The sequence below is a fragment of the Kineococcus gynurae genome, from assembly GCF_042433995.1.
Taxonomy (GTDB): Bacteria; Actinomycetota; Actinomycetes; order Actinomycetales; family Kineococcaceae; genus Kineococcus; species Kineococcus gynurae.
Window position 1 is genome coordinate 235,022 of record NZ_JBHLUI010000010.1, and the last position, 25,290, is coordinate 260,311.

The 25,290-nt window shown below is 74.5% G+C and carries 26 protein-coding genes and 1 riboswitch; of the genes, 18 read left to right on the plus strand and 8 right to left on the minus strand.

The genetic code is table 11. The features are described 5' to 3' along the window. Positions 1 to 39: 39 nt before the first annotated feature. The 7 genes from ACFFKU_RS14780 to ACFFKU_RS14810 all read left to right on the plus strand — a co-directional run bounded on the left by ACFFKU_RS14780 (position 40) and on the right by ACFFKU_RS14810 (position 5,771). Positions 40 to 636, plus strand: coding sequence for a TlpA family protein disulfide reductase (locus ACFFKU_RS14780; protein WP_380139073.1), 597 nt, complete (start codon positions 40 to 42; stop codon positions 634 to 636). Next, the gene (locus tag ACFFKU_RS14785) at positions 633 to 1,373 is read left to right on the plus strand and encodes a cytochrome c biogenesis CcdA family protein (protein ID WP_380139074.1); all 741 of its coding nucleotides are present in this window, start codon (positions 633 to 635) and stop codon (positions 1,371 to 1,373) included. Before ACFFKU_RS14780 ends, ACFFKU_RS14785 begins: the two co-directional genes overlap by 4 nt. After that, a complete protein-coding gene (gene resB / locus ACFFKU_RS14790) occupies positions 1,373 to 3,139 on the plus strand; it encodes a cytochrome c biogenesis protein ResB (RefSeq protein ID WP_380139075.1) in 1,767 nt (588 codons plus the stop codon). The genes ACFFKU_RS14785 and resB overlap by 1 nt, the downstream gene beginning before the upstream one ends. After that, complete coding sequence (ccsB, locus tag ACFFKU_RS14795) at positions 3,136 to 4,140, plus strand: c-type cytochrome biogenesis protein CcsB (protein WP_380139076.1); 1,005 nt, start codon at positions 3,136 to 3,138, stop codon at positions 4,138 to 4,140. The genes resB and ccsB overlap by 4 nt, the downstream gene beginning before the upstream one ends. Positions 4,141 to 4,142: 2 nt before the next feature. Continuing rightward, a complete protein-coding gene (locus ACFFKU_RS14800) occupies positions 4,143 to 4,406 on the plus strand; it encodes a DUF4229 domain-containing protein (protein ID WP_380139078.1) in 264 nt (87 codons plus the stop codon). Between the two features lie 59 nt (positions 4,407 to 4,465). Continuing rightward, positions 4,466 to 5,014, plus strand: coding sequence for an RNA polymerase sigma factor (locus tag ACFFKU_RS14805; protein ID WP_380139079.1), 549 nt, complete (start codon positions 4,466 to 4,468; stop codon positions 5,012 to 5,014). Positions 5,015 to 5,123: 109 nt separating this feature from the next. Next, positions 5,124 to 5,771, plus strand: a complete 648-nt coding sequence (locus ACFFKU_RS14810) for a hypothetical protein (protein ID WP_380139080.1) — start codon at positions 5,124 to 5,126, stop codon at positions 5,769 to 5,771. A 28-nt stretch (positions 5,772 to 5,799) separates the two neighbouring features. On the opposite strand, the gene ACFFKU_RS14815 is transcribed toward ACFFKU_RS14810, so the two are convergent. The 4 genes from ACFFKU_RS14815 to ACFFKU_RS14830 all read right to left on the minus strand — a co-directional run bounded on the left by ACFFKU_RS14815 (position 5,800) and on the right by ACFFKU_RS14830 (position 8,854). Continuing rightward, complete coding sequence (locus tag ACFFKU_RS14815) at positions 5,800 to 6,096, minus strand: hypothetical protein (protein WP_380139081.1); 297 nt, start codon at positions 6,094 to 6,096, stop codon at positions 5,800 to 5,802. A gap of 37 nt (positions 6,097 to 6,133) precedes the next feature. Continuing rightward, a complete protein-coding gene (locus ACFFKU_RS14820) occupies positions 6,134 to 7,039 on the minus strand; it encodes a 1,4-dihydroxy-2-naphthoate polyprenyltransferase (protein ID WP_380139082.1) in 906 nt (301 codons plus the stop codon). Positions 7,040 to 7,191: 152 nt separating this feature from the next. Beyond that, on the minus strand, positions 7,192 to 7,455 hold the full coding sequence (locus tag ACFFKU_RS14825) for a PLDc N-terminal domain-containing protein (protein ID WP_380139084.1): 264 nt from the start codon (positions 7,453 to 7,455) through the stop codon (positions 7,192 to 7,194). A 76-nt stretch (positions 7,456 to 7,531) separates the two neighbouring features. Then, positions 7,532 to 8,854, minus strand: a complete 1,323-nt coding sequence (locus ACFFKU_RS14830) for an AMP-binding protein (RefSeq protein WP_380139085.1) — start codon at positions 8,852 to 8,854, stop codon at positions 7,532 to 7,534. A gap of 194 nt (positions 8,855 to 9,048) precedes the next feature. Between ACFFKU_RS14830 and ACFFKU_RS14835 the strand changes: the two genes are divergently transcribed. Continuing rightward, positions 9,049 to 11,409, plus strand: coding sequence for a putative bifunctional diguanylate cyclase/phosphodiesterase (locus ACFFKU_RS14835; protein ID WP_380139087.1), 2,361 nt, complete (start codon positions 9,049 to 9,051; stop codon positions 11,407 to 11,409). Between the two features lie 38 nt (positions 11,410 to 11,447). Here ACFFKU_RS14835 and ACFFKU_RS14840 read toward each other — a convergent pair whose 3' ends face one another. After that, positions 11,448 to 12,386, minus strand: a complete 939-nt coding sequence (locus ACFFKU_RS14840; protein ID WP_380139089.1) for a 1,4-dihydroxy-2-naphthoyl-CoA synthase — start codon at positions 12,384 to 12,386, stop codon at positions 11,448 to 11,450. A 90-nt stretch (positions 12,387 to 12,476) separates the two neighbouring features. On the opposite strand from ACFFKU_RS14840, the gene ACFFKU_RS14845 reads away from it, so the two are divergent. Further along, a complete protein-coding gene (locus tag ACFFKU_RS14845; RefSeq protein ID WP_380139090.1) occupies positions 12,477 to 12,866 on the plus strand; it encodes a tautomerase family protein in 390 nt (129 codons plus the stop codon). Here the strand turns inward: ACFFKU_RS14845 and ACFFKU_RS14850 are convergent. Continuing rightward, on the minus strand, positions 12,850 to 13,380 hold the full coding sequence (locus ACFFKU_RS14850) for a GNAT family N-acetyltransferase (RefSeq protein WP_380139091.1): 531 nt from the start codon (positions 13,378 to 13,380) through the stop codon (positions 12,850 to 12,852). The genes ACFFKU_RS14845 and ACFFKU_RS14850 overlap by 17 nt on opposite strands. Positions 13,381 to 13,395: 15 nt before the next feature. Next, a riboswitch (SAM riboswitch) is annotated at positions 13,396 to 13,509 on the minus strand. Positions 13,510 to 13,564: 55 nt separating this feature from the next. On the opposite strand from ACFFKU_RS14850, the gene ACFFKU_RS14855 reads away from it, so the two are divergent. After that, entirely contained in the window at positions 13,565 to 14,590 is a 1,026-nt protein-coding gene (locus ACFFKU_RS14855) for an o-succinylbenzoate synthase (protein ID WP_380139092.1), read from the plus strand. Here the strand turns inward: ACFFKU_RS14855 and ACFFKU_RS14860 are convergent. Beyond that, positions 14,550 to 14,909 (minus strand): PaaI family thioesterase, encoded by a 360-nt coding sequence (locus ACFFKU_RS14860; RefSeq protein WP_380139367.1) that lies wholly within the window; start codon positions 14,907 to 14,909, stop codon positions 14,550 to 14,552. The genes ACFFKU_RS14855 and ACFFKU_RS14860 overlap by 41 nt on opposite strands. 189 nt (positions 14,910 to 15,098) lie before the next feature. Between ACFFKU_RS14860 and menD the strand changes: the two genes are divergently transcribed. Continuing rightward, positions 15,099 to 16,892: a 2-succinyl-5-enolpyruvyl-6-hydroxy-3-cyclohexene-1-carboxylic-acid synthase gene (gene menD, locus ACFFKU_RS14865; protein ID WP_380139094.1), complete on the plus strand. Its 1,794-nt coding sequence runs from the start codon at positions 15,099 to 15,101 to the stop codon at positions 16,890 to 16,892. Between the two features lie 71 nt (positions 16,893 to 16,963). Here the strand turns inward: menD and ACFFKU_RS14870 are convergent, their stop codons facing one another. Further along, positions 16,964 to 17,290: a putative quinol monooxygenase gene (locus ACFFKU_RS14870; RefSeq protein ID WP_380139095.1), complete on the minus strand. Its 327-nt coding sequence runs from the start codon at positions 17,288 to 17,290 to the stop codon at positions 16,964 to 16,966. Between the two features lie 95 nt (positions 17,291 to 17,385). On the opposite strand from ACFFKU_RS14870, the gene ACFFKU_RS14875 reads away from it, so the two are divergent. The 7 genes from ACFFKU_RS14875 (at position 17,386) to ACFFKU_RS14905 (ending at position 25,278) form a co-directional block, all read left to right on the plus strand. Further along, positions 17,386 to 18,126, plus strand: a complete 741-nt coding sequence (locus ACFFKU_RS14875; protein ID WP_380139369.1) for a demethylmenaquinone methyltransferase — start codon at positions 17,386 to 17,388, stop codon at positions 18,124 to 18,126. 47 nt (positions 18,127 to 18,173) lie between these two features. Beyond that, complete coding sequence (locus ACFFKU_RS14880) at positions 18,174 to 19,514, plus strand: geranylgeranyl reductase family protein (RefSeq protein ID WP_380139371.1); 1,341 nt, start codon at positions 18,174 to 18,176, stop codon at positions 19,512 to 19,514. Then, a complete protein-coding gene (locus ACFFKU_RS14885) occupies positions 19,511 to 20,581 on the plus strand; it encodes a polyprenyl synthetase family protein (RefSeq protein ID WP_380139097.1) in 1,071 nt (356 codons plus the stop codon). Before ACFFKU_RS14880 ends, ACFFKU_RS14885 begins: the two co-directional genes overlap by 4 nt. A gap of 143 nt (positions 20,582 to 20,724) precedes the next feature. Then, entirely contained in the window at positions 20,725 to 22,032 is a 1,308-nt protein-coding gene (locus ACFFKU_RS14890; RefSeq protein WP_380139099.1) for an ABC transporter substrate-binding protein, read from the plus strand. After that, on the plus strand, positions 22,029 to 22,961 hold the full coding sequence (locus tag ACFFKU_RS14895; protein WP_380139101.1) for a carbohydrate ABC transporter permease: 933 nt from the start codon (positions 22,029 to 22,031) through the stop codon (positions 22,959 to 22,961). Before ACFFKU_RS14890 ends, ACFFKU_RS14895 begins: the two co-directional genes overlap by 4 nt. Next, entirely contained in the window at positions 22,958 to 23,833 is an 876-nt protein-coding gene (locus tag ACFFKU_RS14900) for a carbohydrate ABC transporter permease (RefSeq protein ID WP_380139102.1), read from the plus strand. The genes ACFFKU_RS14895 and ACFFKU_RS14900 overlap by 4 nt, the downstream gene beginning before the upstream one ends. Continuing rightward, a complete protein-coding gene (locus tag ACFFKU_RS14905; RefSeq protein ID WP_380139104.1) occupies positions 23,830 to 25,278 on the plus strand; it encodes a YcaO-like family protein in 1,449 nt (482 codons plus the stop codon). The genes ACFFKU_RS14900 and ACFFKU_RS14905 overlap by 4 nt, the downstream gene beginning before the upstream one ends. Positions 25,279 to 25,290: the final 12 nt, after the last annotated feature.

Consider the following 25,290-nt stretch of genomic DNA (forward strand, 5'->3'; position numbering starts at 1 on the left):
CCGTCCCCCGCACGTGAACGACGAGAGGAACCCCAGCCGATGAGACGCCGCGCGGCGCTGGCCGCGGGTGCGGTGCTGCTGCTGAGCGGCTGCACCGCGGCCACCGGTGGCACCGGCCTGCCCGAGGCCACCTCGGGGCAGAACTACATCGACGGTGACGGGTCGATCGTGACGACCCCGGCGGGGAAGCGCACCGAGCCCGTCGAGGTGTCGGGCACGGGCGTCGACGGCGAGACCATCGACACCGCCGACCTGCGCGGCAAGGTCGTCGTGCTGAACACCTGGTTCGCCGACTGCGGACCCTGCCGGGCCGAGGCCGAGGACCTCGAGCAGGTCTGGCAGGAGTACCGCGAGCGCGGGGTGCAGTTCGTCGGGATCAACACCTACGACAGCGCCGACCGGGCCAAGGCCTTCCAGCGTCGTTTCGGAACCACCTACCCGAGCATCCTCGACGCCGACTCCGGTGCGGCCATGCTCGCGCTGCGCGGGGTCGCGCCGAACGCGACCCCGACCACGATCGTCCTCGACACCGAGGGTCGCGTCGCGGCCCGGGTGTCCGGGATCGTCACCCCCATCACGCTCAGCGACCTGCTCGACGACGCGGGTGCCACCCCCGCGGCCGGGACGGGGGCGTGAACGACCTCGGGGCGACCGTCGCGGGGGGGCCGCTGCTGCTGGCCGTCCCGCTGGCGATGCTGGCCGGGCTGGTGTCGTTCCTCTCGCCCTGCGTGCTGCCGCTGGTGCCGGGCTTCCTCGGGTACGTGACCGGGCTCGGCGGGGACCTCGCCGAGCAGCGCCGCGGCCGGTTGCTGGCCGGGGCCGTGCTCTTCGTCCTCGGCTTCTCGGCGGTCTTCATCCTGGTCAACTTCACGGTCGGGTCGCTCGGCTACGCGCTGCAGGCCTACTCCCGTCCGCTGCAGCGCATCCTCGGGGTCGGGGTGATCGCCCTGGGGATCCTCGTCCTGGCCGCCCCGCTGTGGGCGCAGCGGGAGTACAAGATCCGCTGGCGCCCGGCCCCCGGCCTGCTGGGCGCCCCTCTGCTCGGGGTGGTCTTCGGCCTCGGCTGGGGGCCCTGCATCGGTCCGATCTTCGCGGCCATCGTGGCGCTGGGCTGGCAGAGCGGCAGCGCTGGGCGCTCCACCGGACTGGCCGTCGCCTACTGCGTCGGGCTCGGTCTGCCCTTCGTCCTCGTGGCCCTCGGGTTCGGTCGGGGCATGCGGGTGCTCGGTGCGCTGCGCCGGCACCGCGTCGCGATCAACCGCTTCGGTGGCGTGCTGCTGGTCGTGATCGGCGTGCTGCTGGTCACGGACGCCTTCGCCGAGCTCACCTCGCTGCTGCGGGGGCCGATCTCCTCCTTCGAAACGGTGATCTGATGGCCCGCGACCGGATCGACCCCACGCACCTGGAGGACCGGCGCGACGAGTACGCCGACGCCGGGCCCGCCCCCACCGGGAGCCCGGCCCGGACGCCCAGGCCGGGGCAGGCCGCGCCGCTGGCCCCCGCGGAGTTCCTGCGCTACTGCTGGCGGCAGCTGACCAGCATGCGGACGGCACTGTTCCTGCTGCTGCTCCTCGCGGTCGCCGCCGTGCCGGGCTCGACCTTCCCCCAGGAGAACAACGACCCGGCCGGCGTCGCGACCTACCTGAGCGAGCACCCCGACCTCGGGCCGTGGTTGGAGCGCCTGCAGGTGTTCCACGTCTACTCCTCGGTCTGGTTCTCCGCGATCTACCTGCTGCTGTTCATCTCCCTGGTCGGGTGCGTGCTGCCGCGGGCCAAGGTGCACCTGGCCGGGATGCGGGCCCGGCCGCCGCGGACCCCGGCCCGGCTGGAACGCCTGCCCGAGCACCGCCGCGCCGAGCTCGCCGTCCCCGCCGCCGACGCGCTCGCCGCGGCCCGGACCGTCCTGCGCCGCCGCCGGTTCCGGGTCGAGCCCCAGGCCGCGGCCGCGGGCGACGTCGGGTCGGTCTCCGCCGAGAAGGGCCATCACCGCGAGACGGGCAACCTGCTCTTCCACCTGTCCCTCATCGGAATCCTGGCCGCGGTCGCCGTCGGGTCGGTGTTCTCCTACTCGGGTCAGCGGCTGGTGACGGTGGGCTCGACCATGGTCGGGACGACCCTGGACACGTTCAGCGGCGGGGCGTTCGCCTCGCAGACCCAGGTCCCCCCGTTCCGCCTGGCACTGCAGGGCATGGACGTCGCCTTCGAGGCGCAGCAGACGTCGCAGTTCGGCCAGCCCCGGCAGTTCGCCGCCAACGTCCAGCTCACCGACGCCCCCGGGGACGCCCCGCGGGCCGAGCGGATCGCGGTGAACCATCCGGCGATGGTCGGCTCGACGCAGATCTCGTTGTCCGGCAACGGCTACGCCCCCGTCATCGTCGTCCGCGACGGGCAGGGGACCGTGGTCGCGGACTCCCCGGTCCCGTTCCTGCCGCAGTCGGGGAACTACGACTCGACCGGCGTGGTCAAGGTGCCCGACGCCGTCGACGCGGCCGGGGACCCGGTGCAGATCGGGCTGCGCGGGGTGTTCCTGCCCACGGTCACGCTGAACGCGGAGGGCCTGCCCGTCTCCGCCTTCCCCGACCTGGGCAACCCGCTGCTGGCGATGAACGTCTTCACCGGCGACCTGGGGCTCGACGACGGGGTCGCGCAGAACGTCTACGAGCTCGACACCGCCGGTCTGCAGCAGGTCCTCGACGAGCAGGGCCGACCCTTCGCGGTGCAGCTGGAACCGGGGCAGAGCGTGCAGCTGCCCGACGGCCTCGGCTCCATCACCTTCGAGGGCGTGGAGCGTTTCGCCTCCTTCGACGTCCGCTACACCCCGGGCCAGACCGTGGCGCTGGTCAGTTCGCTGCTGGCCGCGCTCGGTCTGATCCTCTCCCTGTTCCTGCCCCGTCGCCGGGTGTGGGTGCGGGTGCGCGAGGACGGGGTCGGCGGCTCCGTGGTCGAGGTCGCGGGCCTGGCCCGCGGCAACGACGCGGGGCTGGGCGAGGAGGTCGACCGGGTGCTGGCCGGGCTGCGCGAGGCCCTGACCCCGGCGTCCCCGGGAGCCCCGCGGATGGGCGACCATGGTGGTGAGGCCGCCGGCGCGTCCGGCGGCACCGACGGCTCGACGGCCGGAACTGGGAGGACGACACGGTGACCGTGGACGAGAACATCGCCGGGCTGAGCAACCTGCTGCTCTACTCCGCGATGACCGCCTACCTCGGGTCGATGATCAGCTACGCGATGGACCTCGCCGAGGGCGGCAAGCAGGTCAAGGACCGCCGCGGCGCCACCGCGACCACGACCGGTGCCGCGGGCGGGTCGACGACGCAGACGCTGGCCCCCGTCGACCCCGGGACGGCCGGGCCCCGGCGCCGTCGGGCCGCCGCCGTCGGCACGACCCTGTTCGCCGCCGCGACCCTGCTGCTGCTCGGGTCCGTGGTGACCCGTGGTCTCTCGGTGCACCGCGTGCCGTGGGGCAACATGTTCGAGTTCGCGCTGACCGGGTCCCTGCTGGTCGGCCTCGCCTACCTGGTCGTGGTGCTGCGCGCCCACCGGCGCGGGGTGGGCGGTGGCCGGGACGCCCGCTACCTGGGTGTCTTCGTGGCCGGGCCGATCCTCGCGACCCTCGGGATCGCCCTGCGCAGCTTCTACGTCGAGGCCGCGCAGCTCGTGCCCGCGCTGGACTCCTACTGGTTGATCATCCACGTCTTCGTGGCCATCCTGGCCAGCGCGCTGTCGACCATCGGGTTCTCCGCGACGGTCCTGCAGCTCGTGCAGGAGAAGCGCGAACGGGCCCGCGCGGCCGGTCGGACGCCGGGCGGGGCGTTCATGGACGCCCTGCCGGGGTCGGTGGAGCTGGAGCGGACCGCGTTCCGGCTCTACGCCGTCGGGTTCGTCATGTGGACGTTCACCCTCATCGCCGGGGCCGTCTGGGCCCAGGTGGCCTGGAACCGGTACTGGAACTGGGACTCCAAGGAGGTGTGGACGTTCATCATCTGGGTCGTCTACGCCGCCTACCTGCACGCCCGCTCGACCCGTGGGTGGGACGGCCGCCGGGCCGCCTACCTGGCCTGCGGGGCCTTCGCCTGCGTGCTGTTCAACTTCCTGGTGGTCAACCTGGTGTTCCCGGGTCTGCACTCCTACGCGGGGGTGTGACCGTGGTCAGTCCCACCCTCCGGTTCACCGTCCTGCGGCTGGGTATCTTCGCCCTCACCGGGATCGTCCTGTACTTCCTGGGAGCGCGCGACGTGCTCCTGGTGGCCCTGACCGCGATCATCTCGATCCTCATCTCGCTGGTCGCCCTGCGCGGGCTGCGCGAGCAGATGGCCTCCAACCTGCAGCAGCGCATCGACCAGCGGATCGAGCGTCGGGGGGGCCGGCGCGACCCCGACGCCGACGCCGAGGACGACGCGACGCGCTGAGTCCCCGGGTGGTCCGGTAAGAACGGCCGGCTCGCCGGACAGGGTGGGGTGTGCCCTCCGTGCGACCACCGGACCCCGCGGTCGAGAACGACCGCCGGGAACGCTTCGCCACCCTCGCCGACGCGGCGGTCGAGCCGGTCCGGCGCTACCTGGCCCGTCGGACCGACCCCACCACCGCCGAGGACGTCCTGTCGGAGACCCTGCTGGTCTGCTGGCGACGGGTCGAGGAGGTGCCGGCCGAGGCTCCGGTGGCCTGGGCGATCGGCGTGGCCCGGCTGTGCCTGGCCAACGCCCACCGGGCCGAGCGGCGCCGGGACCGGCTGACCCGGCGGGTCGGCCTCGTCGACCCCCCGACCCAGCGCGTGCCCGGGCCGGGAGAGTCCGACGACGGTGCCGAGGACGCGGCGCGGGACGCCGAGCGCGTCGTCGCGGCCCTCGCCGGGTTGGGGGAGAAGGACGCCGAGGTGCTGCGCCTGTGGGCCTGGGACGAGCTCACCCAGTCCGGGATCGCGGCCGTCCTCGGCATCAGCATCTCCGCGGCCGGCGTGCGGTTGCACCGCGCCAAGAAGCGGTTGCGGGCCCGGCTCAGCGAGGACGGACGCCCGTGAGGCCCGGTCCGATGACAGGTCCACCCGCAGGCCCACCGGTAAGAGCGGGGGCCGCGCCGGACAGGGGAGGGGTGACAGGCACCGCCTGTCCGAGAGGAGGGCAGCACCCGTGACGCGTCACGACGACGGGACCGACGGGGCCGACCCGCAGCTGCGGGCGCGGCTGCGCGCGACCGACCCCGCCCGGGACCTGCCCGCCCTCGACCCGGCCTGGACCACCTGGAAGGTGCGGCAGACGATGGACACCACCGAGTCGACCACTCCCACGACGAGCTCCGCGACCGACCCTGCACGAGCCCCCCGGCCCCGACGTCGCGTCCCGGTCCCCGTGCTCGTGGGGGCGGGGGCGCTCGCGGTGGCCGCGGTCGCCGTCACCGCGGTGACGCTCGGCTCGCCGCGGACCACGGTGACCGCGCTGAGCCTCCCGCCCGCCGGGGACGCGCTGAGCGCCATGTGCGCGGTCATCTCTCCCGAGGGGCTGGCCCAGCACGAGACGGCCTTCGCCGGGCGGGTGGAGGCCGTCGCGGACGGGCGGGTCACCCTCGCGGTGACCGAGCGGTTCAAGGGCGAGGTCGGGGACGAGGTGACCGTGCCGCAGCCGGCCGCCGACCTCCCGGCCGAGGTCTCTCCCGGCACCTTCGAGACGGGACGGACGTACCTGATCAGCAGCGACGGTGGGGTCGTCGCCGCGTGCGGGCAGAGCGGCGCCGACAGCCCGGAGCTGCGGGCGCTCTACCGCCAGGCGTTCCCCGGCTGAGCGCCACGGTCGAGGCGTCCGGCCCGGCTCAGTCCCGCAGCGGCAGGCTCCGCAGCAGGTCCGGGCGTTCGGCGTCGAGGACCCGCAGGTCGATGACCTCGGGCACCTGGGCGCCCGGGTCCTCGTTGGCCTCGGCCAGCAGTTCCAGCACGCGCCGGACCAGGAACGGCTCCTCGGCTGCGGTCAGTCCGAGCTCCGCGAGCAGGTCGGCGTCGCTGCGGACCTCGTGCCGGCTCTCGTCACCGGTGCTGCGGATCAGGGCCGCCACGTAGCGGTGCTCCCCGTCGGCGCGAACGTCGACGTCGGGGCCGGTCTGCTCGCTCATGGGGCGAACAGTAGGGGTCGGCGCCCGCGGGCGCGTCCTACAGGCACAACCCGACGGTCAGCAGCACCCCGACGACGAGTTCCAGCTGCCCCGTGCGCTGCAGCACGGGGATGAGGTCGCGCCCCCGGGCCCCGCCGGTCACCGTCCGGACGGGGCCCGCGGCCGGCGGCAGCGCGAGCAGCACGAGCAGGGCCCAGGGGTGCGCGAGGGCCGGCAGCAGGGCCGCCACCAGGGCGGCCACGACCATCCCCGCGTAGAGGGTGCGCGTGCGGGTCTCGCCCAGACGGACGGCGAGCGTGCGCTTGCCCGCGACGGTGTCGGTGGGCACGTCGCGCAGGTTGTTGGCGACGAGGATCGCGCAGGCCAGCAGCCCGATCGCGACGGCCCCGGCGAGCGCCACCAGGCTCACCGTTCCTGCCTGCACGTACGTCGTCCCGAGCACCGCGACCAGGCCGAAGAAGACGAAGACGAAGACCTCGCCGAGCCCGGCGTAGCCGTAGGGCCGCCGACCACCGGTGTAGAACCAGGCCGCCGCGATCGCCGCCACCCCGACGAGCAGCAGCCACCAGTGACCGGTGAGCAGCACGACCAGCAGCCCGGCCACCCCCGCCAGTCCGAAGCAGCCGAACGCGGCCAGCTTGACCGACCGCGGCTCCGCGGCCCCCGACCCGACCAGGCGGAACGGCCCCACCCGGTCACTGTCGGTCCCCCGGATGCCGTCGGAGTAGTCGTTGGCGTAGTTGACCCCGACCTGCAGCGCCAGCGACACCACGAGCGCCAGCAGCGCGGTCGCCGGGTCGAACCCGTCGAGCGCCACCGCCGCCCCGGTCCCGACGAGGACGGGGGCGAGCGCGGCGGGCAGGGTGCGGGGACGGGCCCCGGCCCACCACTGCGCGGGTGTCGGACGGGCGGGTCGGGCCGGGTGGGCGGAGCGGGCGGTCACGACCGACCATCCTCCCCCACCCCGGGCCGCCACCCCCCATCCCCCCGTGATCAAGGAATGAGGATTCTCCCGTCACAGCCAGTCCTGTGACGCACGAGGCGGCTGAGCACCCATTCCTTGATCACGACAGGGGGAGGGTGAGGGGGGAGGGGTCAGAGCTTGCGCAGGAAGTCCTCGTCGTCGTCCGGGCCGCGCGGCGCGGGACGCCCGCCGAACCCGGCGGCCCGCGGCCCGGGCGGCAACGGCCGCCCCTTCATCAGGTACGCGATGGGCCCGATCACCGGCAGCAGCAGGATGAGCAGGATCCACAACGGGCGCGGCAGCGTCCGCACCTGACCGTCCTCGGCCTGCACCGCGCTCACGAGGCTGTAGACCGTCAGCGCCACGGCGATCAGGACCGGCAGAGTCCTCAGCACGACGTCGCCCCCTTCCGCCGCGACCATCGTCGGTCGCGGTCTCCAGGACCGGCGGTCCGGCTGACACCGGTCCTGCTCACATGACGTCCGGACGGCCCGCGGTGTTCCCGATCACCAGGTCGACCAACCGGGTCCGGTCGGGTTTGCCGGGCCCGCGCAGGGGCAGGTCGTCGAGGAGCAGCAGGCGACGGGGGAGGGCGTGGCCCGGCAGGCCGGCCGCGGCCCGGGCCCGCAGTCCCGCGAGGTCGGGACGGGCCCCGGGGGCGGGCACGACGCAGGCCGCGACGACCTGCCCCCACTCGGCGTCGGGGACCCCGACCACCACCACCTCGGCCACCTCCGGGTCCCGGGCGAGGACCGCCTCGACCACCCCCGGCGCCACCTTCACACCGCCGGTGACAACGAGGTCGTCGACCCGGCCGACGACGCGCACCCGCCCGTCCGGCCCGAGGTCCGCGAGGTCGTCGGTGCGGAACCGCCGGCGGCCGTCCGGAGCGTGGTCGAACGCGGCGGCGCTCGCCGTCGGGTCGGCGAGGTACCCCCGGGCCAGCACCGGGCCGGTGATCCGCAGGCGTCCCGGTCCCTCACCGTCACCGCCGTCCCCCCCGTCGCGTTCCACGTCGACGCCCACCCCGGGCAGCGGGAGACCGTCGTAGACGCAACCCCCGCAGGTCTCCGAGGAGCCGTAGGTGGTGACGACCGCGACGCCCGCGGCGAGGGCGCGCTCGAGCAGGTCGGGCGGGGTGGCCGCGGCCCCCACGAGGACCGCGTCGAGACGGCGCAGCGCCGCCAGGACGCGGGCGGGCTCGACCCCCGGGCCGGGGTCCGCCCCCATCGCGGCCAGCAGCCGCACGAGCTGGGTCGGCACCAGGGAGGTCCGCAGCCGTCCCGGCCCGCACGACTCGACGGCCGTGACGAACGAGGCCACGTCGAACCCGTGGGTCAGGTCGACCACCGCGGGCTCCGTCCCGGCCCGCAGCGAGCGGAGCAGGACCTGCAGCCCGGCGACGTGCTGCCCCGGCAGGGCCAGGACCCACCGCTCCTCGGCGACGCCGTCGCCCGCGGGGGACCGGGCGTCGAGGACGGCGGCGGTGGCCGCGGCCGACGCGCGCAGCGCGGCCGCCGGCAGCATCGCGGCCTTGCTGCGACCCGTGGACCCCGACGTGCCCACCACGAGGGCGAGCGGGTCGGCGGGGTCGTCGGGGAGGCCGGTGACGTCGGTGACGAGCCCCTCGGCCCCGGCGGCGCACGGGCGCAGGACCGGACCGCGTCCGGCCAGCGCCTCGGCGAGGGCGGGCAGCACCCCCAGCACGGCCGGTCCGGACGGCACGGGCAGGGCCCGGACGGGCCGCTCCCGCGGTTCCCCGCCCGGGTCTGCGATCACGCTCGGAGCAATCACGTCGGAACGCTACGTGAAGGGTGCCCCGTGCCCGACACTGAGGGACTGCGCCACGACGTCCTCCAGCAGAGGGGGACTCTCCGTGTCCGTTCAGGCGATGTGGTTGGGCCATCCCGGCGAACTCGATGATCGAGCGTGACCGGGTGGCGGCACAGTGTCAGGATGGAGCCGCGAGAACAGGGAGAGAGGTCACGGTGAGCGCAGGAGTCCGCACTGAGCGTCCATTTGCCAGTGTGCTGTTCGACGGTTTCGTCGCAGTGTGCGCGTTCGTCGTCGCCGTCGTCTTCGTCGTCGACCTCGTCCACGACTGGAGCTCCAGCACCCTGGGCTCCCTGGTCATGGCGCTGCTGATCGGGTTGCCGCTGATGCAGCTGCTGACCCGGTTCCCGTTCCCGCTGAGCACCCGGCACGCCGGGGTCGAGCTCACCTTCGACGTCGGCGTCCTGGTCCTGCTGCTCTGCCTGCTGCCGACCTCGGTCGCGCTCGTGGCGTGGACGGTCTGCTGCCTGTTCACCAACCTGCTGCAGCACCGCAGCTGGGTGAGTCGCATCTTCAACGCGGCCATCAGCATCCTCTGGGCCCCGGTCGCCTGGGGCGTCCTCGTGCTGTTCGGCGTGGGCGACGCGCAGCGCGCGGTGACGGTGGACGTCGACCCGGTGCAGCCGCTGGCCGTGGCCTGCGCGGTGCTGGCCGCCTTCGCGGTCGACTTCGTCGTGTCGGCCATCTCGGTCGCGGTCCAGGAGCGCACCTCGCTGCGCGGTGAGCTGGCGCACCCGGGGGCCCTGCTGGGCGCCGGGGCGACGCTGGCCGTGGGGGGTCTCGGCTACCTCGGCGGCCTGGTCGAGCAGAAGACCGCGCCGTGGGCCGCCGTGCTGCTGGTCGTCCCCCTGCTCGTCGCCATGCTCGCGACCCGGACCATGCGCAAGACCCGCGACGTGGCCCGCCGCACGGAGGCCCTGTTCGAGGCCGCCACCGCGCTGCACACCCAGGGCCGGCGGGCCGACCTGGCCCGCGCGCTGCAGAAGCACGCCCGGATGGTGGCGGGCACGCCCGCGGCGATGGTCCGCTCGGTGCGGCCCGGCCCGGACGAGATCGGTGTCCCCGTGGTCGCCGGCGACGGGGTCGTCCTCTACGTGACCGCTCCCCGGCGCAGCGACCCGCAGGCCCGCAGCGCCGACGAACGGGCCCTGGAGGCGCTCGCCTCGGTGGGGGAGGCCGCGTTCTTCCGGGTCGGGGCGAGCGAGGAGATGCACGGGCTCGCCCGTCGGGACGTCGTGACCGGGCTGCCGAACCGGCTGCAGTTCTCCGAGAAGCTCGCCCAGGAGCTGGACCGCGCCCGCACCGCCGAGCGCCTCGACCGGCTCACCGTCCTCTACCTGGACCTCGACGGGTTCAAGGCGGTCAACGACCGCTTCGGCCACGAGGCCGGTGACGAGCTGCTGCGCGACGTGGGCAACCGGCTGCGCGACACCCTGCGCGGCGGGTCCACCATCGCCCGCCTCGGCGGCGACGAGTTCGCCGTGCTGCTGCCCGACTGCGCCGACGTCGAGAGCCTGGCCCGCCGCGTCCTGCACGCCCTGCGCCAGGAGACCCGGATCCGTGGTCACGTCGTGCGGGTGCACGGCAGCATCGGTCTGGCCCGGGCCCGCTCCGGCGACGACGTGGGGACCCTGCTGCGCAACGCCGACACCGCGATGTACCGCGCCAAGGCGACGGGGAAGAACTGCTGGGTCGAGTTCCGCCCGGAGCTGCTGGAGGAGGAGATCGCCCGCCTGCAGGTGATCGAGGACCTGCAGCAGGCCCCCGCCGAGGCGTTCGTCGTCCACTACCAGCCGATCGTGGCCCTGGCCACGGGCGAGGTCGTCGGGCTGGAGGCGCTGGTCCGCTGGCGCCGCGACCGCGACGGTCTGTCCCCGCTGGTCGGCCCCGACGAGTTCATCAGCCTGGCCGAGCGTTCCGGCACGGTCGTCGCCATCGGCGACTCGGTCCTGCGCCAGGTCGCCGCCGACGCGGCCTCCCTGCAGGTCCAGGCGGGTCGCTCGCTGGAACTGATGGTCAACGTGTCCCCGGTGCAGCTGCGCCGAGCGGAGTTCACCGAACGGGTCGCCGCGGCCGTCCGGCGGATCACCGCGGCCGGGTGCCGGCTGCACCTGGAGATGACCGAGTCGGTGATGATCGACGAGGACTCCAACGGTGCCCTGCACGACCTCGCCGACACGGGTGCCTCGCTGACCATCGACGACTTCGGGACGGGGTTCTCCTCCCTCGGCTACCTGCGCCACCGCCCGTTCTCCAGTTTCAAGATCGACCGGAGTTTCGTGCAGGACATCGCCACCGAGTCGACCTCCCGCGCCCTGGTCGAGGGCATGGTCAAGATGGGGCAGGCCCTCGACCTGTCCGTCGTGGCCGAGGGCGTCGAGGCCGCCGACCAGGCCGACATCCTGCGCGACATGGGGTGCCCGCTGGTCCAGGGCCACCTGTACTGCCGGCCGTTGCCGCTGGCCGAGGTGCAGGAGTTCCTCGCCTCCCGGCGCATCCGGTCGCTGTCCGCCTGAACGGTCGGCCCGAACGGTCTGCCTGAACGGGCCGGGGCTCAGAAGTACCAGGGGAACGGCGACCAGTCCGGTTCCCGCTTCTGCAGGAACGAGTCCCGGCCCTCCACGGCCTCGTCGGTCATGTAGGCCAGCCGGGTCGCCTCCCCGGCGAACACCTGCTGCCCGACCATCCCGTCGTCCACCGCGTTGAACGCGAACTTCAGCATCCGTTGCGCGGTGGGCGACTTGCGGTTGATCTCCGCGGCCCACGCCAGCGCGACCGACTCCAGATCGGCGTGGGGGACGACCGCGTTCACCATGCCCATGCGGTGCGCCTCCTCGGCGCTGTAGGGGCGGCCGAGGAAGAAGATCTCGCGGGCGAACTTCTGCCCGACCTGCCGGGCCAGGTAGGCCGAGCCGTACCCGGCGTCGAAACTCCCCACGTCGGCGTCGGTCTGCTTGAACCGGGCGTGCTCGGCGCTGGCCAGGGTGAGGTCGGCGACGACGTGCAGGCTGTGCCCCCCGCCGGCGGCCCACCCGGGCACGACGGCGACCACGACCTTGGGCATGAACCGGATCAGGCGCTGCACCTCGAGGATGTGCAGCCGTCCGCCCTCGGCCTTGACCCGGGCGGCGTCGACCGTGTCGGCGGTCTCGCCCTCGGCGTACTGGTAGCCCGAGCGGCCGCGGATGCGCTGGTCCCCGCCGGAGCAGAACGCCCACCCCCCGTCGCGCGGGCTGGGGCCGTTCCCGGTCAGCAGGACACAGCCGACGTCCGGGGTGCGGCGGGCGTGGTCCAGGGTCCGGGCCAGTTCGTCGACCGTGCGAGGGCGGAACGCGTTGCGCACCTCCGGGCGGTCGAAGGCGATCCGCACCGTCCCTCGTTCCGGGCCCGGCCGCCGGCAGCGGTGGTAGGTGATGTCCTCCAGGTCGCCGAAACCGGCGACCTCCTCCCAGGCCTCGGGGTCGAACAGGTCGCTGACGGCACGCTCGCTCACCCGGGCACGGTATCCGCCGCATCCTCCGGAGGGCTGGCGCCCACGACCCCGGCCATGTCAGTATGTAAGGACAAACAAGGAGGTTCATCCATGCCGCTGCTCCGTTTCGACCTCGTCGTCGGCCGTACGCCCGACCAGCTCCGCACCCTGCTCGACGCCGCCCACACCGCGATGGTCGAGGCCTTCGCCGTCCCGGACTCCGACCGCTACCAGGTCGTCCACCAGCACGCCCCGGGCGAGCTCGTCCTGCACGACACCGGCCTCGGGATCGAGCGCACCGACGACGTCGTGCTGCTGCAGGTCACCAGCCGCCCCCGCGGTCGGGCGGCCAAGGAGCGCTTCTACGCCCTGCTCGTCGAGAACCTCGCCCGCGACTGCGGCATCAAGACCTCCGACGTCGTGGTCTCGGTCGTCGAGAGCGGTGACGACGACTGGTCCTTCGGGCACGGCCGGGCGCAGTTCCTCACCGGGGAACTCTGACCCCCGCGCCCAGGTCCCGCCCGTAGACGTGGACCCGGCCGTCGGCCAGCACGTGCACCTCGCGCTCGGCCAGCCGGGCGAACCCCAGCCGCTCGTAGAGCCGGTGCGCGGCGACCATCCGCGCCTGGGAGGCCAGCACCAGCCGGTCCAGGCCGCGCTGCCGCCCGACGGCGAGGGCGTGCTCGACCAGCGACGTCGCCACCCCGCGCCCGCGGGCGGCGGGGTCGGTGGCCAGCAGCCGCAGGTCCATCTCGCCGGGCCGGGACACGGCCGAGCAGTTGCGGCCCGGGCGCGGCAGGGTGACCGTCCCGAGCAGGGTCCCCTCGAGGGCGTCCACCGCCACCACCAGCTCGTGCTCGGCGGCGCGGCCGGCGGCGTCGGCCACCGAGGCCGCGTACGGCCCGGCGAGGGCGTAGTCGTGGGCGTAGGCGCGCAGCGCCAGGTGCCCGACCGCGTCGAACTCGTCGGGTCGGGCCGGACGCACGAGGGTCCGGACGTCGCTGAGGAGGCTCACCACGTGCTCCCGTCGGTACCGCGCTTGCCGGGTACGCCCTCCGCACCGGCCAGGTCTTGTCCCAGGAGCACCCCGTCGCGTGAGGGGTTGCCGGCCGCCGGCTGGGACACCGCAGCGGACCTCTTGACCTGTCGGCAGCCTAACGGACGCGCACGATGGGCCGAACCGGCGTCAGGATGCCCGGGTGAGCCCCACCACCCCCGACCTCGCCGAGCTCCTCGACGCCGCGGTCGTCGTGACCCTTCCCCTGCACCGCCGATTCCGGGGCATCACCACCCGGGAGGCGCTGCTGCTGCGGGGCCCGGCCGGCTGGGGCGAGTTCGCCCCCTTCCTCGAGTACGACGCGCAGGAGAGCTCCCGCTGGCTCGCCGCGGCGATCGAGGCCGCCTGGACGGGGTTCCCCGCCCCCCGGCGCGCGTCCGTCGAGGTCAACGCGACCGTGCCCGCCGTGCCCGGCGCCGACGTCCCCGCCGTCCTCGCCGGGTTCGGCGACTGCCGGACGGTCAAGGTCAAGGTCGCCGAACGGGGTCAGACCCTCGCCGACGACGTCGACCGGGTCCGGGCCGTGCGTCGCTGCGCCTGGGCCGACGCGCGGATCCGGGTCGACGCCAACGGCGGCTGGACCGTCGACGAGGCCGAACGCGCCCTCGACGCGTTGGGCGAGAGCGGGTTGGAGTACGCCGAGCAACCCTGCGCGAGCCTGGAGGAGCTGGCCGAGCTGCGCCGCCGGATGCACCGCAGCGGCGCGGTCGTCCCGCTGGCCGCCGACGAGAGCATCCGCAAGGCCGAGGACCCGCTGCGGGTCGTCGGGCTGGAGGCCGCCGACCTCGTCGTCCTCAAGGTAGCCCCGTTGGCCGGGGTCCGGCCGGCGCTCGCCGTCGCCGCGGCCTGCGGGCTGCCGGTGGTCGTCTCCTCGGCCCTGGACACCTCGGTCGGCATCGCCGCCGGCCTGGCCCTGGCCGCGGCCCTGCCCGAGCTGCCCCACGCCTGCGGCCTCGGAACCGTCGCGCTGCTGGCCGGCGACGTCCGCCACGACCCGCTCGTCCCGGTCGACGGTCGCCTCCCGGTGGGTCCGGCCGTGGCCGACGCCGACCTCGTCGAACGCCACCGCGCCCCGCAGGAGCGGCAGGGGTGGTGGCGCGAGCGGCTGCGGGCCGCCCACGCCGTGCTCAGCCCGGACGACCCGGACGGGGTCGCAGCAGGTTCGTGATCCGGGCCGTGCAGAGCCGTCGACCGTCCTCGTCGGTGACGACGACCTCGTGGCTGGCGATCGTGCGGCCCAGGGTGATGGCCGTGGCCGTGCCGGTCACGACGCCCGACGTCGCCGAGCGGTGGTGGGTCGCGTTGATGTCCAGGCCCACGGCCAGGGAGTGCGGCCACCCGTGCAGGGTCGCCCCGATCGAGCCCAGGGTCTCGGCCAGCACGCAGCTCGCGCCCCCGTGCAGCAGGCCGGCGATCTGCTGGTTGCCCTCGACCGGCATGGTCGCGACCAGCCGCTCGGGCGTGGCCTCCAGGATCTCGATCCCCATGCGCTGCAGCAGGGTCGGGCCCAGCCCGGCGGGGGCGGCCGCGGCGAAGACCTCGTTCAGGTGCCCCAGGTCCGCCCCGGGCTCGACGGTGTCGGTCATGGCGGGAGCCTGGCACACGGCCCCCGCGGGACGGGTCCGGGTGGGTGCCCCGTGGCGCGCGGATCTTCGGAAGCGAGAGACCATCGGAGGGTGAATCCCTCGACCGCGCTGGCGGCGGTCCTCGTCGACGCCCTCGTCCGACTGGGTCTGCGCCACCTCGTCCTCGCCCCCGGCTCGCGCAGCGCCCCGCTCGCCTACGCCGCGGCGGCCGCCGCCGAGGCCGGACGGCTGCAGCTGCACGTGCGGGTCGACGAGCGCAGCGCCGGGTTCCTCGCCCTGGGCCTGGCCCGCGGGGCCGGCTCGCCCGCCCGCGCCGAGCTCGCCGCCGTCGTCACCACCAGCGGGACCGCCGCCGCCAACCTGCACCCCGCGGTGCTGGAGGCCCACCACGCCGGGGTGCCGCTCATCGTCCTGACCGCCGACCGTCCGCACGAGCTGCGCGGGTCCGGGGCCAGCCAGACGGCCGACGCCCAGGCCCGTCTGTTCCTGCCCTCGGTGCGGTTCTCGGCCGACGTGCCCGCCCCCGTGGACCCCGACCGGCAGGCCCCGAGCTGGCGCTCCAGCGTCTCCCGGGCCGTGGCGGCGGCCCGCGGTCGGACGGGTCGGGCCCCCGGCCCGGTCCACCTCGACGTCGCCTTCGCCGACCCGCTGACGCCGGGCTCGACCCTGCGCTCGCTGGAGCCGGACCCGGAGATCGAGGAGCTCTCGGCGCACCCGCGCCTGGCCGGGCGCGACCCGGCCGGGCTCACCCGGGTCGCCCCCGCGGCCCCGGCGACCCCCGTCGTCCTGCCCCGGGGTCCGCGGACCCTCGTGCTGGCCGGCGACTGCCCCGACCCGGCCGTGGGGGCCGCGGCGCGGGCGCTGGCCGAGCAGGCCGGGTGGCCGCTGCTGGCCGAACCCTCCTCGGGGGCCCGCGGCGGGGAGAACACCGTCGGCGCCTACCGCGTGCTGCTGGAGTCCGACGACAGCGAGGGCCCGCTCGGCAAGGCCGTCGACCGGGTGGTCCTCTTCGGACACCCGACCCTGTCGCGGCCGGTGTCACGGCTGCTGGCCCGCGACGACGTCGAGGTCGTCGTCGTCAGCGGCGGGGGAGCCTGGTCCGACGCCGGGTTCCGGGCCTCCGCCGTCCTGCCCGCCGCCACGGTCGACGCGCCCGCCCTGCCCGCCGAGCGCCGCTGGGCCCGCCGCTGGAAGCAGGCGGCCGAGCGCACCGAGGCGGCGCTCGCGGGGCTGCTCGACGGCCCCGGCGCACTGTCCGGGGCGGCCGTGGCCCGCGCCGTGGTCCAGGCCTGCGCGGCCGACGGGGCCGCGCTGATGGTCGCCGCCAGCAACGCGGTCCGCGACGTCGACCTCGCCGGCTCCCCGTCGGCCGACGTCGCCGTCGTCGCCAACCGCGGCCTGGCCGGCATCGACGGGACCCTGGCCAGCGGGTTCGGCGTGGCCCTGGCCCGCCGCGGCCCCGTCCGGATCCTGGTCGGCGACCTCGCCTTCCTGCACGACGCCAACGCCCTGCTGATCGGTCCGGTCGAGGAACGCCCCGACGTGACCATCGTGCTGGTCAACGACGACGGCGGCGGCATCTTCGAGACGCTGGAGCACGCCACCGCCGTCCCCCGCGAGGTGTTCGAGCGGGTCGTGGCCACCCCGCACGGGGCCGACGTCGGGGCGTTGTGCGCCGCCTTCGGGGTTCCGCACTCCTGCGTCACGTCCCGCGAGGAGCTACGCGAACGGCTCGCGGCCCGCCCCCGGGGCATCCGCGTCCTCGAGGTCCCGCTGGACCGGCGGGCCGTGGCCGGGCACGTCGAGGCGCTGGCCCGGGAGGTCCGCGCCGCGGTCGCCGCCGAGGACGCGGCGGCCGGGGACACCGGGGCGTCCCGGTCCTGAGACGACGAGAGCCGCGGGACGCGCGAGGCGTCCCGCGGCTCTCGCGGATCGGTGGTCCGGTGCCGGACGGGTCAGGCGGGCTGGACCTCGGCCATCGGGCCCCAGCCGGTCGCCTCCTCGGCGTCGATGTAGATGATCTCCGGGGTGCGCGAGACGTAGGGCGGGAAGGACGCGATGGCGTCCTTGAAGTGCTGGGTCTGCACGTGGGCCGCGCCGGCCTCGGCGTCGCGGAACCCCTCGACCAGGTACCAGGTGTTGGGGTCGTCGGCGCCGCGCGACCACTCGAAGAACAGGTTGCCCTCCTCGGCGCGGCAGCCGTCGGTGAACTCCTTGACGATCTGCGGCCAGTTGTCGGCGTGCTCGGGCTTCACGTGCCACTTCACATTGATGAGGATCACGTCCGGAACGCTAGGTCCAGCCCGCCCTGCGGGCCACCGGGCCTCCCACTCCTTGAGAGGATGGGCCCGTGAACCCCCGCCCGAGCCGTGAGGACCTGCGCCTGGCCGACCTCGGCAAGCGCCCCGACGACGTCTCGGCCATGTTCGACGGCGTCGCCGAGCGCTACGACGTGACCAACGACGTGCTCTCCGCCGGGCAGGCGCGCTGGTGGCGCCGGGCCGTCGTCCGCGCCGTCGACGCCCGGCCCGGCGAGACCGTCCTCGACCTCGCCGCCGGGACCGGGACCTCCAGCGAGCCCTTCGCCGACCGCGGCGTGCGGACCGTGCCCTGCGACTTCTCCCGCGGCATGGTCGCGACCGGGAAGCGTCGCCGCCCCGACCTGCCCTTCGTCGCGGGCGACGCGACCCGGCTGCCCTTCGCCGACGCCGCCTTCGACGCCGTCACCATCTCCTTCGGCCTGCGCAACGTCGTCGACGTCGACGCGGCCCTGCGCGAGATGGCCCGCGTCGTCCGACCCGGCGGCCGGATCGTCGTGGCCGAGTTCTCCACGCCGCCGAACCCGATGCTGCGCAAGGTCTACGACGCCTACCTCCGGCACGGCCTGCCGCGGCTGGCCGGGGTGGTCAGCTCCCACGACGACGCCTACGGCTACCTCTCGGAGTCCATCGCGGCCTGGCCGGACCAGCCGGCGCTCGCGGCCAGGCTGCAGGCCGCGGGCTGGACGGACGTGGCCTGGCGCAACCTGTCCGCGGGCATCGTCGCGCTGCACCGGGGCCTCAAGCCCGCCGCGGGAGCCGTCGCGGGCGACGTCCCTAGACTGGAAGGCCGTCCGTGACCGGGACCGTCCCGGGTCCGCGGTCGGTGCCCGACCCGACCGAGGAGGTGGCGGTGAGCCCGGTTCCCAGCGTCGCGGCCCCCCAGGGTCACGACGCCGACGTGATCGTCGTCGGCGCGGGCCCGGCCGGGTCCACGGCGGCCCACCACCTGGCCGCGGCCGGTCGCTCGGTGCTCCTGCTGGAGAAGACCGCGTTCCCCCGGGAGAAGGTCTGCGGCGACGGGCTGACCCCGCGGGCGGTCGTCGAGCTCGAGCACCTCGGTCTGAAGACCCCTGCCGCCGACGGCTGGCTGCCCAACCGCGGGCTGCGCCTCATGGGCGGCCTCGACGGCGGTCGTCGGGTGCGGATGGAGGTCGCCTGGTCGGAGGTCTCCGACGGGCCCGCCCACGGCCTCGTGCACACCCGGGCCCGTTTCGACGAGGCCCTCGCCCGCCACGCCGTGGCCGCCGGGGCCGAGCTGCGCGAGCGCACCTCGGTGACCGGTCCCGTCCTGGACGAGCGCACCGGGCAGGTCGTCGGGGTCCGGGTCCGGCGGGTGGACGAGAAGGGCCGGCGGGTCGGGGACGAGCAGGTCCTGCGCGCCCCGGTCGTCGTCGCGGCCGACGGGGTCGGGGGCCGCCTCGCGCTGGCCCTCGGCCTGCACCAGCGTCCCGACCGACCGCTCGGCGTCGCCGTGCGCACCTACTTCCGTTCCCCCCGTCACGACGACGACTGGATGGAGAGCTGGCTGGAGCTGCGGGACAAGCCCACCGGCTCGCGTCCCGGCGCCCAGCTGCCCGGGTACGGCTGGGTCTTCGGCGTCGGGGACGGCCGCAGCAACGTGGGCCTCGGGGTCCTCGACAACACCGCCGGGGCGGCCGACCTCGACTACCGCGACCTGCTGCGCCGGTGGATCTCCTCGATGCCCGCGGAGTGGTCGTTCACGCCCGAGCAGCAGGACGGTCCGGTCCGCGGCGCCGCGCTGCCCATGGCTTTCAACCGCACGCCGCACTACACCCGGGGGGTGGTCCTGGTCGGGGACGCGGGGGGGATGGTCAACCCGTTCAACGGCGAGGGCATCGCCTACGCGATGCAGTCGGCCCGCCTCGCGGCCCGATCGATCGACGAGGCCCTGGCCGCGCCGGACCCGGTGGCCCGGGAGCGGGCCCTGCTCACCTACCCGGACGCCGTCCGGGCCGACCTCGGCGGCTACTACACGCTGGGACGGGTGTTCGTGGCCCTGATCGCCCATCCTGAGGTCATGAGGATCGCCACCCGCTACGGCCTGCCGCGCGCCGGCCTGATGCGCCTGGTCGTGAAACTCCTGGCCAACCTGGCCGACCCCACCTCGCGCGACGCCTCCGACCGCGTCATCACCGCCCTGCAACGACTGGCCCCCGCCGCATGAACGCCACCCCGCCCCCGCCCGCCGCGACCCGGACCGAGCCCACGAACCCGCCGGGCGCCTCGGGCCTGCCCACCCCCGACGCCGAGCTCGAAACCGCCCTGCGCGCCGGTCTCGACGAGGTCGAGGCGCGGCTGCGCGTCGCGGTCGGCAGCACCGACCCGCTCGCCGACTCCGCCAGCAAGCACCTCGTCGTGGCCGGCGGGAAGCGCGTGCGGCCCATGCTGACCCTCCTCGGGTCCTTCTTCGGCGAGGCGGGCTCGACGGGTCCGGTCCGGGTCGAGGTGCTCGAGGCCGCCGTGGTGGTCGAGCTGACCCATCTGGCCTCCCTCTACCACGACGACGTCATGGACTCCGCGCCCACGCGACGGGGTGCCAAGTCGGCCCACGAGATCTGGGGCAACAACGTCGCGATCCTCACCGGCGACCTGCTCTTCGCCCGCGCCTCCAACGTGGTCGCGGGGCTCGGCCCGACCGCCGTGCGCATCCAGGCCTCCACCTTCGAGCGGCTCTGCCTGGGGCAGCTGCGCGAGACGGTGGGTCCGGCCGACGGGGAGGACCCGGTCGAGCACTACCTCGGCGTGCTCTCCGACAAGACCGCCTCGTTGATCGCCACCGCGGGTCGGTTCGGGGCGATGTTCTCCGGTGCGGGGACGTCGGTCGAGCAGGCCCTCGTCCGCTACGGCGAGGACGTCGGGGTCGCGTTCCAGCTGGCCGACGACGTCCTCGACCTGACCAGCGACACCGAGGAGTCCGGCAAGCGCCCGGGCACCGACCTGCGCGAGGGCGTTCCGACCCTGCCCGTCCTCTACGCCCGCCGCGCCGCGGCGGCCGGGGACGCGGCGGCGGCCGAGATCGTCGCCGTCCTCGACTCCGGGAAGCTCGACGACGACGAGGTCCTGGCCGAGGCCGTCCGGCTGCTGCGGGCCCACCCCGTCACCGACGAGGCCCGGGGGGCGGCCCGGGAGTGGGCCGAGCGCGCGATCGGGCACCTGGCCGACCTCCCCGACGTGCCCGCGCGTACCGCGCTGCGGGTCTACGCCGAGACCGTCGCCGACCGGGTCGGTTGATCTTCCTCCTCCGACGGAGCGTCGGATCTCCGGGGGCGCGCACCCGGGGTCGGCGTTAGCGTGACGACGCCTTCCCAGCTTCCCGCTGCGCCATTCCGCACCGGTGCTCCCATCACCGGTGCCCCCGACCCTGGAGCGCCAGCATGCCCATCTCGCCCCCGCCCCGTCCCGGCCGTCGCTCGATGCTGCAGGCCGGCCTCGGGCTCACCGCCGCCGGAACCCTGAGCGCCTGCAGCGGCTTCTCCACCGGAGGTTCCGGAGGAGGGGACAGTTCCGCCGGCACCGACGAGCTGACGATGATCACCTGGGCGGGCGACGCCGAGGCGAAGGCGTTCCAGGCCCTCGCCGACGGGTTCAAGGCCCAGGGTGGCCCGACCGTGAAACTGCAGGTGGTCCCCTACTCCGAGGTGCTCACCGCCGTCGACACCGCGCTGCGCACCGACAGCCCGCCGGACCTGTTCCGCGTCAGCTACACCGACGTCGCGGCCTACCGGGCGCAGAACGTCCTGGCCGAACTGCCCGACGCGAGCACCCTGGAGTCCTCGTTCCTGCCCGCGTTCTGGAGCGCGGTCAGCGACGACCAGGGGACGTTCGGGATCCCGCACCACACCGACACGTCGATGGTCCTGGTGAACAACGCGGCGGTGGCCTCGGCCGGGCTGACGCTGCCGACGAGCCTCGACCAGGCCTGGACCTGGGAGCAGTTCGTCGAGGCCGCCCGCCGGATCACCCCCACGCGGGCCGACACGTTCCCGTTCGCGGTGAACTGGCAGAACGCCGGTGCGTACCGCTGGTTGAACTTCGTCGACCAGGCCGGGGGACGGTTGCTCACCGAGGACCTGACCGCTGTCGCCGCCGACGACGCGGGGATGCTGCAGGCCCTCACCTTCACCCGCGACTTCTTCCGGCAGGGGCTCGTCCCGCAGTCCTCCTCCAGCCGCGGACAGCCGGCCAGCGACCTCTTCACCAACCAGACCGTGGCCATGGTCTTCGCCGGGGACTTCCTGCTGGAGGAGATCGACGGCGCCGGTTTCGAGTACTCGGCCACGTTCCTGCCGCGCTCGACCAACGCCTCGGCCGACCTCGGCGGCAACGCCCTGGTCGCCGTGGAGGCCAGCGCGAAGAAGGACGCCGCCCTGGACTTCCTCACCTACTGCGCCCAGGCGCAGCAGATGGGCGAGTTCTGCGCGGCCGCGACGGTCCTGCCGACGCGCACCGACGTGGACCCGGCCGACCTCGACTACACCGTCCGGCCCGACCTCATGCCGCTCTACGTGCAGCAGGCCACGACGATCCGCGAGCAGCTCGTCGAACAGGTCGTCGTGCCCAGCTTCAGCGCCATCAACGGGCAGCTGCGCGACCGTCTGGACGAGATCTTCCTGGGCTCGGACGACGACGCGACGGCCCTCAAACGACTGACCGACGGGGTCGCCTCGGTCCTCGGGCAGTGAGCACGTCGACGGCGGTGGCCCCCACGGGGGCCGCCGCCCCGCGGCGACGGACCGGTCGGCACCACTGGCGGCGCTGGCTCGGTTCCTACGCCCTGCTGGCCCCGGCCCTGGTGCTGTTCGGGGTGTTCGTCCTCTACCCGTTGTTCCAGGCGGTCCGCATCTCGCTGACCAACTCGACCGGCATCGGCATCCCTGACTTCGTCGGCCTCGACAACTACCGCCGCATGGCCTCCGACCCGGCGTTCTGGCAGGCCGCGCGCAACACCGTGCTGCTCGCGGTGGTCTCGGTCCCGACCAGCCTGGCCGCCGGGTTCTCCATCGCGCTGCTGCTGCGCGACCGCCTGCCCGCCCGCGGGTTGTTCCGCGCCATCTTCCTCGCCCCCTACGTGATCTCCGGGGTCGTGGTCGCCATGGCCGGACGGTGGATCTTCGACGAGAACGTGGGCATCGTCGACCGGACGCTGGCCGGTCTCGGTGTCGCCGGGCCGCAGTGGCAGTCCAACCCGAAAGCGGCGGCGATCTCCATCTTCGTCATGCTCTTCTGGGCCCGGGTCGGTCTCGTGGTCGTGCTCTACCTCAGTGCGCTGCAGGGGATCGACGAGGACCTCCTGGAGGCCGCCGAGCTCGACGGGGCCAGTCGGGGACAACGGATCCGCCTCATCGTCTGGCCCCTGCTCCGCCCGACGACGTTCTTCGTGACCGTCCTCATGGTCATCGAGGTGTTCCAGACGTTCGACGTCATCCGCGTGATGACCGGCGGTGGCCCGGCCGGGGCCACCGAGATCCTGGTCACCTACGCCTACGGGCAGGGTTTCCAGGCCCGCCGCGAGGGGTACGGCTCCGCGATCGGGGTCGTGGTGTTCGTCGTGGTCCTGCTGGCCACGGTGTTCTGGTGGCGCATCCAGCGCAGCGCGGAGGACGAGTCGTGAGCACCGCCACCCGGTCCGCGACCGGCCGGGCCACCACCGCGGCGACCGGTCCCCGCCCTCGTCGTCGGCTCGGCGGGCCGCGCCTCCTGGTCGTCGTGGTCCTCGCCCTGATCTGGGTCTTCCCGCTCTACTGGATGCTGGTCACCGCGATCTCCTCGCGCTCCGACCTCGTCGCGGGACGGATCAGCATCGTGCCGACCGGGATCGACCCCGGCGGGTTCGTCCGGGCCCTGACCGAGTTCCCCGTCCTGCAGTGGCTGTCGAACTCGTTCGCGATCGCCGTGGTCGCCGTCGTGATCACCGTGGTGGTCGACGTCACCGCCGGTTTCGTCCTGGCCAAGCACCGCTTCCCGGGACGGTCGGTGGTGTTCTTCCTCATCATCGCCACCCTGATGATCCCCATCCAGACGCTGCTGGTCCCGCAGTTCGACCTGGTCAACGACCTGGGCTGGATCAACTCGTACTGGGCGGTGATCATCCCGCGCTCGGCCGAGGCGTTCGGGGTCTTCCTGGCCCGGCAGTACTTCCTGTCGCTGCCCGACGAACTGCTCGAGGCGGCCCAGCTCGACGGGGCGGGGGCGCTGCGCACCCTGTGGTCGATCGTCCTGCCGCTGGCCCGCCCGCTGGTCGCGGTCCTGGTCGTCATGACGTTCATGTACCGCTGGAACGAGTTCGCCTGGCCCTTGGTGGCCCTGCGCGACCCGGCCCTGTACACGCTCCCGGTCGGGTTGTCGTTCCTGCAGGGTCAGTACACGACCGACTACCCCTCCCTCATGGCCGGCGCCCTCATCTCGGTGCTGCCCGTCCTGGTCCTCTTCGCGATCGCCCAACGGCAGTTCGTGTCCGGCATCGCCCGCAGCGGGTTGAAGTGAGCGGGTCGGAGCCGGGGATCGCCGAGCGCTACCGGGCCGCTCTCCCGCCGGGCGACGTCCACGAGGTGGACCTCACGGGGTTCGACCGGACCGGGGTCCCCGTGGTGGCGACGGTCTGGCGCCCGGAGCCCGGTTCGGCGACGTCGGGGCACGGCGTCGGTTACGGCGCCCGCGAGGTCGAGGCCCGGATCGGGGCCTACGGCGAACTGGCCGAGCAGGTGCTGCTCGACGCCGCCCTGGCCAGGCAGGTCCCGGTCGAGGGCAGCCGGGCCGAGCTGGTGCTCGCCCGGGGGGAGGCCGGCGTGGTGGATCCGCGTCGCCTCGTCCTGCCGGCCGGAGCGCCGGTCGACCCGGACCGACCGTTGCGCTGGCTGCCGATGCGGCGCTGGGAGAGCGGCGAGGAGGTCCTCGTCCCCGCCGAGTGCGTCGCCCCGCACGCCGCGGGGATCCGCGGGGGTCCGCCCGCCGGCGGCTGGCTGGTCACCCCGATCACCAACGGGATGGGGGCCGGAGACACCCTCGAACGGGCCGTCCTGCACGGTCTCGGGGAACTCCTGCAGCGCGACGGCAACACCGTCTCGTTCCGCGCCCTGGAACAGGGCACGGTCGTGACCGGGGTGGACGAGGACCCGGTGACCGCCGACGTCCTCGCCCGGCTGCAGGCCGCCGGGCTCGACGTCACGGTGCGGTTGGCGAGCACCGAGTTCGCGACCGTCGTCCACGCCGTCGCCGAGGAGGACCCGACCACGGCCGACCCGATGGTGCTGGGGGCCGTCGGGGAGGCCGCCGACCCGGACGCCGCCCGCGCGGTCCGCAAGGCGCTGCTCGAACTGGCCTCGTCCCGGGCCCGGCGCGCGTTCGCGTTCGGGCCGCTGGAGCGGTTGCGCGACCTCGCCCCGGAGTACCTGGCCGCCGAACTCGCCGCCCCGCTCCCGCCCCAGGAGGAGCGGGCGTTGCGGGCGATGACGGCGTGGACGCGGCTGTCCGGGCCGGAGATGGCCGACCGCCTCGCCCCGCTGCACCGCCGGACCGCGACGGTCGCGCTGGCCGACCTCCCGCGCTCCGCCCCGGTCGACGTCCCCACCGGCCTGGCCGCGACCCTGGACCGGCTGGCGGGGTTCGACGTCCTGGTGGCGGCCCGGACCGTCGAGGGTCCCCTCGGCCCGGTCGCGGTGGCCAAGGTCGTCGTGCCGGGGTTGGAGGTCGAGACCCTCTCCTACGCGCGCATCGGCGAACGGGTCGCCGCCCGGCTGCTGGACCGCGGCTCCGACCTCGTCGGCCGTGGCGCCCCCGATCGTCCCGGCCGCGAACCCGTCCGCCTCACCCCCGAGGCCGAGGAACGCCTCGGCGGGCCGGTGTGGTTCGACGTGGCCGCGGCCGAACGTGAGGTCGGCGAGCTGTACCCGCTGTACCGCGAACCCACCCGGCACGCCCCGCACCGCTGACCCGTCTCCCCT

Coding starts and splice junctions, on each gene's coding strand:
- ACFFKU_RS14815 (WP_380139081.1), bottom strand. CDS start 6,096: ATGAGCGAGCAGACCGGCCCCGACGTCGACGTTCGCGCCGACGGGGAG.
- ACFFKU_RS14885 (WP_380139097.1), top strand. CDS start 19,511: ATGAACGCCACCCCGCCCCCGCCCGCCGCGACCCGGACCGAGCCCACG.
- ACFFKU_RS14845 (WP_380139090.1), top strand. CDS start 12,477: ATGCCGCTGCTCCGTTTCGACCTCGTCGTCGGCCGTACGCCCGACCAG.
- ACFFKU_RS14780 (WP_380139073.1), top strand. CDS start 40: ATGAGACGCCGCGCGGCGCTGGCCGCGGGTGCGGTGCTGCTGCTGAGC.
- resB (WP_380139075.1), top strand. CDS start 1,373: ATGGCCCGCGACCGGATCGACCCCACGCACCTGGAGGACCGGCGCGAC.
- ACFFKU_RS14890 (WP_380139099.1), top strand. CDS start 20,725: ATGCCCATCTCGCCCCCGCCCCGTCCCGGCCGTCGCTCGATGCTGCAG.
- ACFFKU_RS14860 (WP_380139367.1), bottom strand. CDS start 14,909: ATGGGGATCGAGATCCTGGAGGCCACGCCCGAGCGGCTGGTCGCGACC.